General features: G+C 51.6%; 8 protein-coding genes. 7 read left to right on the forward strand and 1 reads right to left on the reverse strand.

Going from position 1 to position 9,658, the window contains the following annotated elements; translation table 11 throughout:
* The first annotated feature begins 873 nt into the window (after positions 1 to 873).
* From K7H09_RS23815 to K7H09_RS23825, 3 genes are all read left to right on the forward strand, one after another.
* Positions 874 to 2,376: an SLC13 family permease gene (locus K7H09_RS23815; protein ID WP_027958952.1), complete on the forward strand. Its 1,503-nt coding sequence runs from the start codon at positions 874 to 876 to the stop codon at positions 2,374 to 2,376.
* A gap of 113 nt (positions 2,377 to 2,489) precedes the next feature.
* Positions 2,490 to 3,311 carry a 3-keto-5-aminohexanoate cleavage protein gene (locus K7H09_RS23820; RefSeq protein WP_022521198.1) on the forward strand — a complete coding sequence of 274 codons (822 nt, stop codon included), beginning with the start codon at positions 2,490 to 2,492 and terminating at the stop codon, positions 3,309 to 3,311.
* A gap of 39 nt (positions 3,312 to 3,350) precedes the next feature.
* Complete coding sequence (locus tag K7H09_RS23825; RefSeq protein ID WP_022521199.1) at positions 3,351 to 3,758, forward strand: nuclear transport factor 2 family protein; 408 nt, start codon at positions 3,351 to 3,353, stop codon at positions 3,756 to 3,758.
* Positions 3,759 to 3,771: 13 nt separating this feature from the next.
* On the opposite strand, the gene K7H09_RS23830 is transcribed toward K7H09_RS23825, so the two are convergent.
* Positions 3,772 to 4,677 carry a LysR family transcriptional regulator gene (locus tag K7H09_RS23830; RefSeq protein ID WP_022521200.1) on the reverse strand — a complete coding sequence of 302 codons (906 nt, stop codon included), beginning with the start codon at positions 4,675 to 4,677 and terminating at the stop codon, positions 3,772 to 3,774.
* A gap of 203 nt (positions 4,678 to 4,880) precedes the next feature.
* Here K7H09_RS23830 and salA point away from each other — a divergent pair, with 203 nt between their 5' ends.
* From salA to catC, 4 genes are all read left to right on the forward strand, one after another.
* Positions 4,881 to 6,194, forward strand: coding sequence for a salicylate 1-monooxygenase (salA, locus tag K7H09_RS23835; RefSeq protein WP_022521201.1), 1,314 nt, complete (start codon positions 4,881 to 4,883; stop codon positions 6,192 to 6,194).
* Positions 6,195 to 6,261: 67 nt separating this feature from the next.
* Positions 6,262 to 7,434, forward strand: coding sequence for an ABC transporter substrate-binding protein (locus K7H09_RS23840; protein WP_022521202.1), 1,173 nt, complete (start codon positions 6,262 to 6,264; stop codon positions 7,432 to 7,434).
* Between the two features lie 509 nt (positions 7,435 to 7,943).
* Positions 7,944 to 9,062: a muconate/chloromuconate family cycloisomerase gene (locus K7H09_RS23845; protein WP_022521203.1), complete on the forward strand. Its 1,119-nt coding sequence runs from the start codon at positions 7,944 to 7,946 to the stop codon at positions 9,060 to 9,062.
* A gap of 89 nt (positions 9,063 to 9,151) precedes the next feature.
* On the forward strand, positions 9,152 to 9,442 hold the full coding sequence (gene catC, locus K7H09_RS23850) for a muconolactone Delta-isomerase (RefSeq protein ID WP_022521204.1): 291 nt from the start codon (positions 9,152 to 9,154) through the stop codon (positions 9,440 to 9,442).
* Positions 9,443 to 9,658 lie beyond the last annotated feature (216 nt).

Consider the following 9,658-nt stretch of genomic DNA (forward strand, 5'->3'; position numbering starts at 1 on the left):
ATGGCAGTGACTTTTTCAGAGCTTCCTTAGTATTTAGAATACTCTTACATGAAAAGCTTCCTTTTAGACGAATAAAATCACGATCTCTGTGCTTTGAATGAAAAATTATCGTGTAATGAACTTATAAAATAATACTTTAGTCCTTTATGCTAAAGATTTATTTTTCACTGTAATACAAATTCAAGGACGGTTCATTCTTCTGATCCAAGGGGGCTCATAGGTTTTTTCGATTAAATCCTGTGCTGTTATATAGTAGCTTTTATTTGCAGCTGTTTTCGCGCGAGGGCGGAGAGGTTAGATGTGTTGGGAATCTAGCCACTTTGGATTGTTCTGTCATCAACGGTCATGCGGTATTACCATTAGTCCAACTCTGGGGGTGTACGGTTTAAATCATGCTATTGCACTCACAACGTCTCTAGAATACTCCGCGTCTTATCTCCGATCTGGTGTGCCCAAGGTTTGCGGATGCTGTGTGACTAGTTACTTCGTCTGGTTTCCGTTGACAAACACGGTGCTATTGTCAGTTTTCGATTCGTGTTTCTTACCACCCCATACTCGTTAATGTACTTCCAAGTTCCCGGCGACCGGCCATCGAAAGATAACGACATCTACAGTGTCATTTATTGGTCGCACATTACCCAATGTGAAAAAAGTTGGATTCCCCGTAAGCCTGCGTTTTGAAAATGTGCCTCACCAATGAGTGTGACAACTAAATAACGGCTAAATTTCTGTTTTTTATCGTTACATAGGCATTTTTGCAGTCTTGACTCATTGATCGGTTGGGTATAGGTAACAACCCGATAAGTATTGGAATCAGTGAACCCGAGCAGTAACACTCACCTGCACTGTTATTGCTCTGCGGGTAAAATGATCATGTCGCAAACCACCGTGGCCGTTGAACAAACGCCCTACGCTGAAGCTTCTGCTTTCAAACCAATCTCGCTCGTCATGGGCATTGTCATTGGCTTGGGTGTTTTCTTCCTTTTACCCGAAACGCTAGCCTTCAACGCTCGTCTTGTAGCAGGCATTGCTATGCTGATGGCCACCTGGTGGATGACAGAGGCGATTCCCATTCCTGTCACGTCGCTGTTGCCGCTTGTACTGTTCCCTTTTTTCGATATTGCCTCGGTCGGAGCGACCGCCTCGCCCTATGCTCACAGCATTGTCTTTCTAGTATTGGGTGGCGTACTGCTGGGCTTGGCAACGCAGCGCTGGAATTTACATCGTCGCTTCGCGTTACTGACGGTGCTCACCGTGGGTACTAAACCCGCTCAAATTGTCTTCGGTCTGATGTTCGCAAGCTGGTTCATCACCATGTGGGTGAGCAATACAGCAACCGCAGTGATTATGGTGCCAATCGGTGTCTCGATCATTGCGTTAGTGAAGTCGCTGGGTAACGGTGATGACACGCCCAAGTTTTCTGCTGCTGTGCTACTGGGCATCGCCTATGCCATCACCATCGGCTCCATGGCGACGCTGATCGGTCAGCCACCGATGGCGCTAATGCGCGCCTACATGGAAGACACTCACGGGCTTAGCATCGGTTTTGGTCACTGGATGCTGGTAGGTGTGCCTTTCTCATTCACTATGCTGATGCTGGCTTGGCTAGTCCTGAACAAACTGGTGTTCCGCTCGGAAGTTGAGAATATTCAGGGAGGCCGAGCGATGATAGAGACAGAACTCAAGGGTATGGGCCGACTATCGCCTGAAGAATCACGTGTATTGATGGTCTTTGCTGGGGCAGTGTTCTGCTGGGTATTTTTGCCATTAATCGCGCAATTTCCATTTGTGCAGAATGCGCTGCCTTGGCTCTCCAACATCAACGACACCAGCGTGGCGATTCTCGCGGCAATTCTAATGTTTGTAATTCCTGCTTCTAGAGGAAAAGGGGCATTGCTGGCGTGGTCGGCTACGCGGGACGTGCCTTGGGGAGTACTGATTCTATTTGGTGGTGGCCTAACACTTTCAGCCCAGTTCACCGCCACCGGTTTAAGCGCCTGGGTTGGCGAGAGCGTATCGGGATTGTCGGGACTGCCCCTAATTTTGATTCTAGCCATCACCGCTATCGTGATTATCCTATTGACCGAGCTAACCAGCAATACGGCGACGGCAGCTGCCTTCTTCCCCATCATGGGATCTATCGCCGTTGGGCTGGGCATTGAGCCCTTCCTGATGACCATCGTGGTTACCTTTGCCGTGAGCTGCGCCTTCATGTTGCCAGTCGCAACACCTTCCAACGCGGTGGCTTTCGCAACAGGGGATCTTCCCATCAAAAGCATGATTCGGGCAGGTATTTGGCTCAATGTCATCGGTTTGTTAGTGATCATGGTCGCGCTCTACACCATTGTTCCTCTGGTTTTCGATGTCTCTTTCTAAAATATGACGAACAACATCATTGGCAGTGATTTCGATTTGACGCTAATCAGTATCCAGTCTATTTTGTTCGCAATGCAAATTTATGTTCGCAATAAGAACAGAGAGAGGTGTTTATGTCTCAACCCTGCATTATTTGCGTCGCTATTACCGGCAGTCTGCCGCGTAAAGAGAACAATCCAGCCGTGCCGATTACGGTGGATGAGCAGATTGAAAGCACCCAGGCGGCGTTCGAAGCAGGAGCTGTCATTGCTCACTGCCACGTGCGCAACGATGATCAAACACCTTCCTCCGATCCCGAGAAGTTTGGTCGTTTGATGGAAGGGCTCAAGAAGCATTGCCCTGGTATGATCATTCAATTCTCAACTGGCGGGCGTTCCGGCGCAGGGGAGGCACGTGGCGGGATGTTGCCATTGAAACCTGATATGGCCAGCCTGTCGGTGGGGTCCAACAATTTCCCTAATCGTGTTTACGAGAATCCGCCGCAGTTGGTGGAGTGGCTTGCAGAGGAAATGCTCAAGTACGGTATTAAGCCCGAAATTGAAGCGTTTGATCTGTCGCATATCCATCAAGCGGTGGCGCTTTCCAAACAAGGCAAGCTAAAGACACCGCTCTATGTGCAGTTTGTGATGGGCGTTAAGAATTCAATGCCAGCGGATAAGCCAACGTTTGATTTCTATATCGAGACGCTCAAGCGCTTGGCGCCAGAGGCTCAGTGGTGCGGTGCGGGTATTGGCGCCAATCAATACCTGCTTAACGAGTGGTCGATTGCGGCTGGCGGTCATACCCGTACCGGTCTTGAAGATAACGTTCGCCTGAATAGCAAAACGCTGGCACCCTCTAATGCCGCGCTGGTCGCGCGTACCGTCGCCTTATGCGAAAAATATCAGCGCCCCGTGGCTACGTGGCAGCAGGCCCGTGAGATGCTTGGGTTATAAACAGTACAAAAATAGCAATTAATAAGCAGGAGTAAAAAGATGACGAATATCACTGTTGTGGGCGATGCACCCGAGATCGATGAGATCAAACGGGTTGTGCAGCTATATGTGGATGGCTTTCAAGGCGGTCGAGAAAAGCTGGAGGAGGCGTTTCATAAGGATGCGTGGATTTTTGCTGTGGATGCTGGTGGCAAGTTGGCGACTGACTTGATCAGCGACCGTTTCGAGCGCTGGGCGGCTAGCCACCGTAAAGTGAAGAGCCGCTTTATTGCCGTCACCCAGGCGGGAGAAGTCGCCAGCGTACTGCTAGGCTTTGATAATAGCGACAATCTGGCGGATTCCTGGGTCGATGTGATTGCCCTGGTGAAGGTCGACGGCATCTGGAAAATTACCAATAAAACGGCAGCCCATAGCACCCGCGCCGCGTGGGCGAAGCCGAACTCCTAGGCGTTAATGACCTCTATTCAGAGAACAGAGAAAACATCAGCCCACGCAGCCAGCGGTTGCCTGGGTCTTGATGAAAGCGACGGTGCCAGAAAAGATTAATCGGGATTTCTGGGAACGTTAGGGGATGCTCACGAATGGCTAACCCGAAACGTGTTCGCGTTGCCTCGGCTAATTTATCGGTAACCGTCACCACTAGATCGCTGCTGCTGACGATATAGGGAACCGCTGCGAAATGCGGCAGTGTTAACCGAACTGGGCGCACAACCCCAGCGTGCGCAAGCTGCTCTTCGATAATGCCATGCCCGGTTCCCCGGGCAACCACCACAGCGTGATGCGCTGTGCGAAACGCCTCAAGGCTAAACTCCTCCGCAGCGAGCGGGTGATGCTCGCGCATTAAGCAAACGTAGCGTTGTACAAACAGTCGCTGCTGGTAGAAGCCTGCTCCTAGTTGCGGGATCAGGCCAACGGCCAAATCTATCTCCCCCTCCTCCATCTCGTTTTTTAGGTCATTATGGTGGCTGCGCACGGTGTTGAGTGAAACCCCCGGTGCGTGGTGTGAGAGATGTTGCAGCAGACGCGGGAGAAACACTATTTCACCGATATCGGTCATGTTGATATGGAAAGTGCGCTCACTCTTAGCGGGGTTAAAATCGTCGCATAGGTTCAGCGTGTCGTTCATTCGTGCCAGCGCATCCGCAATGCCGGGGTGAAGTCGACTGGCACGGGGCGTAGGTTGCAGACCTTGCGACGTGCGCTCGAAAAGTTCGTCCTCCAGCAAGTGGCGTAAACGTTTCAGTGCATGGCTCACCGCCGGCTGGGTGATACCCAAGCGCAGCGCCACCCGTTGTGTATTTTGTTCTTGGTACAACAAGTCAAAAACAACCAGCAAATTCAGGTCAATGTTGGCAAGTTTCTCCATCACCTTGCGCCTCGCAATGTATTCCACAATAGTCGAATGTAGCCGTCAGAGAGGTTTTTAACTGGTTGATTCATCTTGTCATTAGCGCCGTTTATAGTCTGAATGAAGGAAGTTGTGTGGTGGCATTTGACGCTTCCGAATAGCGTTAGGGGGAGAGCATAGCGCTCAACATATAACGATAAGCCCCTGAGCAGAGTTAAATCATGGTAGCTAACAGCACAGTAGCAAATACACAGCCAAAACGTCTTTTGATTGGCATCATCGGTGGTGGTATCGGAGGAGTCGCCTTCGCCGTTGCATTATCCCGTGATAGCCAGCTTGATGTTCAGCTTTTCGAAGCGGCTCCTCAGTTCTCCGAGATTGGTGCGGGTGTCTCCTTTGGCCCCAATGCGGTAAAAGCCATTCAGCTATTGGGGTTGGAAAACGCTTATCAACGTATTGCCGACTCCTCGCCCGCTCCCTTTGAGGATGTTTGGTTCGAGTGGCGCCGAGGCAGTGATGATACCTACTTAACTGCCAGCCTGGCGCCAGGCGTTGGCCAATCCTCGGTGCATCGTGCCGATTTTCTTGATGCGATTGTCGCCAATCTGCCTGAGGGCATCGCCCACTTCGGCAAACGCTGTATAGGCGTTAAGCAAGACGCCGACAGCGCCACCGCCAGCTTCGACGATGGCACTCACTTTACGGGTGATGTGATCATCGGCTTTGACGGCATTAAGTCGGCGGTGCGCCCCCATGTGTTACCCCCGGAGCAGTACGGCGAAATTACGCCGTTCTGGAGTGGCACTTACGCTTATCGCGGCATGATTCCCACCAGGGACCTAGAGATTGCTCTAGAGGCTAAAGGCAGCGAGAAGCGCCTAGCATTGGTGCCTCAGATGTATCTTGGCAAAGATCGCCATATTCTGACCTTCCCGGTTAAGCAGTCTCAACTCGTTAACGTCGTGGCCTTCATTACGGATCGTTCGAAACCGAACCCTAAACTGCCCGAAGGCGAAGAGTGGGTTCAAGCCGTCAGCCAGGCGGAAATGCTAGACGTATTTGCAGGTTGGAGCCCGGCTTGCCAAGCCATTCTTGAATGCATTCCTGAGCCAACGCGCTGGGCGCTGCATGAGTTACCTGAGCTTGCCCGCTACCAGCGCGACCGCGTACTGATCGTGGGCGACGCTGCCCATGCGTTAGTGCCTCACCAGGGGGCGGGAGCCGGTCAGGCGCTGGAGGATGCCTATGTGCTGGCGACTCTGCTGGCGGATGCCAGTTGCCGTAGCCACAACGTAAGCACTGTGTTGTCTGCCTTCGAACAAGTACGCCATAGCCGTAGCTGCAAAGTGCAGCGTACCTCCCATGAGGCGGGCGATGTCTACGAATATGCAGGAGAGGGCATCGGCGACGATGAAGCCGAGCTAATTAACAATCTGGAGAGCCGCTTCGAGTGGCTGTGGAATCATGACCCACACGAGGATGTGATTGCCGCTAAAAATAGCTTGAAGTTTGAAGCAAGCGAGAACTGGGGGTAAACCAAAAGCTGCCCATTTAAAGCAATAACTTCTTTTATAAAGACGAACTACAACAAAGAGTGCAACGATGAAAACAAATAATACAACACTGACGTCGTTACTTGGAGCAGGCTTTTTGCTGGCAGGGCAACTTGCGATGGCTGAAGATGGCGAGCCTGTAAAGCTGGGGTTAATGTTGCCCTATACGGGTACCTACACGGCACTGGGCGAGGCTATTACCAATGGTTTGAAACTCGCTATTGAGCAAAATAGTGGACAGCTTGGAGGGCGTGAAGTCGAGTATGTCCAGCTTGACTCCGAGGCCAATCCCTCCAAGGCCCCCCAGAATATGAGCCGATTAGTGAACAGTGACGAGGTCGACGTTGTTATTGGCCCTGTCCACTCAGGTGTGGCCATGGGGATGCTCCGCGTGGCCAAGCAAACCGGCGCTATTACCATTATTCCCAATGCTGGTTTGGGGGCAGCAACGAACGAACTTTGCATGCCCAATGTCTTTCGTACTTCACATAACATGTGGCAGGACAGTTACCCCATGGGGAAAGTAGCCTATGATCGCGGCCACCGTGAGATGGTAACGATTACCTGGGATTATGCCGGTGGTAAAGAGGATATTGCTGCTTTTGAGGAAGCGTTTACGGAAGCCGGTGGTGAGATTATTGAGCAAATTCTGGTTCCTTTTCCCAGTACTGAGTTTCAAAGTTATTTGACGCAAATAGCCAGCCTCAATCCCGACGCGGTTTATACGTTCTTCGCGGGTGGAGGGGGTGTCAGCTTTGTACGTGACTACGCTGCAGCCGGACTTAAGGAAAATATTCCCCTGTTGGGCTCTGGCTTTATGACCGAAGGTAATTTGGCAGCATTAGGGGGCGCGGGCGAGGGGGTGTTAACGACGCTACACTACGCTGAAACGCTGGAGAGTGAAGAAAATCAGAGCTTCGTAGCTGCTTATCAAGAGGCTTACGGTGAGATGCCTGATGCTTATGCCGTGCATGGTTATGACACGGGTGCCATGCTCATACAAGCGCTTGATGCAGTCGAAGGTGATTCCACTGACCGCGATGCACTCATTGACGCACTCGCTGCCGTTGAGCTGCAGAGCCCACGTGGACCATTACGCTTCTCCAAGTCCCACCACCCGATACAAAATATCTACCTACGTGAGATCCGCGATGGTCGGCACGAAGTATTATCGGTAGCGCATGAGCTACTCGAGTCACCCGATGCTGATTGCCAGATGTAAGTGAGTTTTTAGAGAGTTAGCGCTTATTATTGTTGGCAGTACGACTAAATCGTGTGATTAGCGTCGTGCTGCCTTCCTGTGCTTTACGCCTCATGTCTCAATGATGTGTCTTATTCTTTTGTCGTAAAAGAAACACCACTCAGCTGGCTTTGGCGTATGGAAAGTGTGCCATCACGTTAATAGTTAGTCGCAGATATTATCTACTCACCGTGTTGCTATGCCTTACCCATCATTACGTGTCTCATTTATGGGAAAACCGCCGTTAAAACGCCACCATATTTATCAATCTATTGATTAATAAAGAAAATTAAAGAAGATGAGTAGGGCTAAAGAAGCGGAGCAGAGGACGAGTTGGTTAAATAAAAATAGTTGCCCGTTAAAAAACAGGCAGTCATCTCCCTATGTTGATACCTCCTCGGTATGGCTAAGCACCTAAACAATATTGGTTCCCTCTTCCTCACGCAATCAAACTGACATCAAGTCAACGATTGCCAGACGCTGGAGCCTGCATGTCAACCGTCATCCAACATATTGAGACGTTGCTGGTCGACCTACCGACCATCCGTCCTCACAAACTCTCCATGACCACCATGGCCTGCCAAACTATGGTGATTGTGCGCATGCGCCACTCTGACGGTATCGAAGGGCTGGGCGAAGGCACCACCATTGGCGGCCTGGCCTACGGCCCAGAAAGCCCGGAGAGCATTAAACGCAATATTGATACTTATCTAGCTCCCCTGCTGGTCGGCCAGCCCTCCAACAATGTCCACCAGTTGCGTGCTCGGCTTAACCGCCATGCTCGCGGCAATATGATTGCCAAATCTGCATTAGAAACGGCGCTGTTGGATGCTCAGGGCAAACGCTTGGGATTGAGCGTCGCCGAGCTGCTGGGCGGCGTACGTCAGGATCACTTGCCCGTGCTGTGGACGCTAGCCAGCGGTGATACCGCCAAAGATATTGATGAGGCCATGCTGCGTTTAGAACAGCGTCGGCACTGCGACTTCAAGTTAAAAATTGGTGCTAACCCGGTGGATCAGGACGTGCGCCATGTGGCGGCGATCAAGGAAGCGCTGGGCGATCGAGCCAGCGTGCGAGTTGATGTTAATCAGGCGTGGGATGAATCCACCGCCGTTCGCGGTATTCAGGTGCTACAGGATGCTGGCATTGAGTTAATTGAGCAGCCCATTGGCGCGCGTGAACATGCCGGCCTAGTTCGCTTGGCTAACCGCTTCAATGTGCCGATGCTCGCCGATGAGGCGGTGCAAGATGCCCGCGACGGGCTTGATCTAGTATGCGGCGGCTTCAGTGGTGCCTTTGCGCTAAAGATCGCCAAATCCGGCGGTATTTACGGGGTACTTGAGCTGGCTCACGTCGCCCAAGCGGCTGGCATTGGCTTATATGGCGGCACCCTGCTGGAAGGCACTATCGGTACGGCTGCCTCTCTACACGCCTGGGCAACGCTGCCAGCAATGGCCTGGGGCACGGAAATGTTCGGCCCGCTGCTGTTGCAAGACGACATCGTCGTTACCCCTCTCAACTACACCGAGTTTGGAGTGGAGTTACCGAAAGGGGCTGGCCTCGGCATCACCCTAGATGAAGATAAGTTGGCGCACTACTCACGTAAGTAACAGTCACGTAAGTGAACGTCTCGTAAGTAAACGCCACGGCAAAGAAAAGCCATCGTTTGCGTTCGCCAGTAAAGAAAGAGGAGAGCCATATGCTATTTCACGTAGAGATGACCGTTAAGTTGCCGCCTGACATGCCAGCCGAGCAGGCAGCCAAGATCAAGGCAACGGAAAAGGCGTATTCCCAAGACCTACAGCGTCAGGGTAAATGGCGCCATTTGTGGCGGGTAGCGGGTAGCTACTCAAACGTCAGTATTTTTGACGTGGAAGACAACGCTGAGCTGCAGGAACTCGTCAGTAACCTGCCGCTATTCCCCTATATGGAGATCAGCGTCAAACCGCTGTGCCGTCACCCCTCTTCAGTGCGCGACGACGACAGCTAATTATCGATAGACACGCCAGTTCTTTTTATAAAACAAAAGCCTATAAAAATAGAGGTTTTCATCATGACCGTAAAGATATTCGACACCCCCGAAGTGCAAGAGTTTGTCAAAACCGTTGCTGGCTTTGATCAGGCAGGCGGCAATGACCGTGCCAAGCAGATCGTTCATCGCCTGGTGGGCGACCTGTTCAAACTGATCGATGACTTCGATGTCACC

This window comes from Halomonas sp. IOP_14, assembly GCF_021021315.1.
GTDB classification, from domain to species: domain Bacteria; phylum Pseudomonadota; class Gammaproteobacteria; order Pseudomonadales; family Halomonadaceae; genus Vreelandella; species Vreelandella titanicae.

Excerpts from the sequence above, each read along its gene's own strand:
- K7H09_RS23815 (WP_027958952.1), top strand. The coding sequence starts at position 874 with ATGTCGCAAACCACCGTGGCCGTTGAACAAACGCCCTACGCTGAAGCT.
- K7H09_RS23820 (WP_022521198.1), top strand. The coding sequence starts at position 2,490 with ATGTCTCAACCCTGCATTATTTGCGTCGCTATTACCGGCAGTCTGCCG.
- K7H09_RS23825 (WP_022521199.1), top strand. The coding sequence starts at position 3,351 with ATGACGAATATCACTGTTGTGGGCGATGCACCCGAGATCGATGAGATC.
- K7H09_RS23830 (WP_022521200.1), bottom strand. The coding sequence starts at position 4,677 with ATGGAGAAACTTGCCAACATTGACCTGAATTTGCTGGTTGTTTTTGAC.
- salA (WP_022521201.1), top strand. The coding sequence starts at position 4,881 with ATGGTAGCTAACAGCACAGTAGCAAATACACAGCCAAAACGTCTTTTG.
- K7H09_RS23840 (WP_022521202.1), top strand. The coding sequence starts at position 6,262 with ATGAAAACAAATAATACAACACTGACGTCGTTACTTGGAGCAGGCTTT.
- K7H09_RS23845 (WP_022521203.1), top strand. The coding sequence starts at position 7,944 with ATGTCAACCGTCATCCAACATATTGAGACGTTGCTGGTCGACCTACCG.
- catC (WP_022521204.1), top strand. The coding sequence starts at position 9,152 with ATGCTATTTCACGTAGAGATGACCGTTAAGTTGCCGCCTGACATGCCA.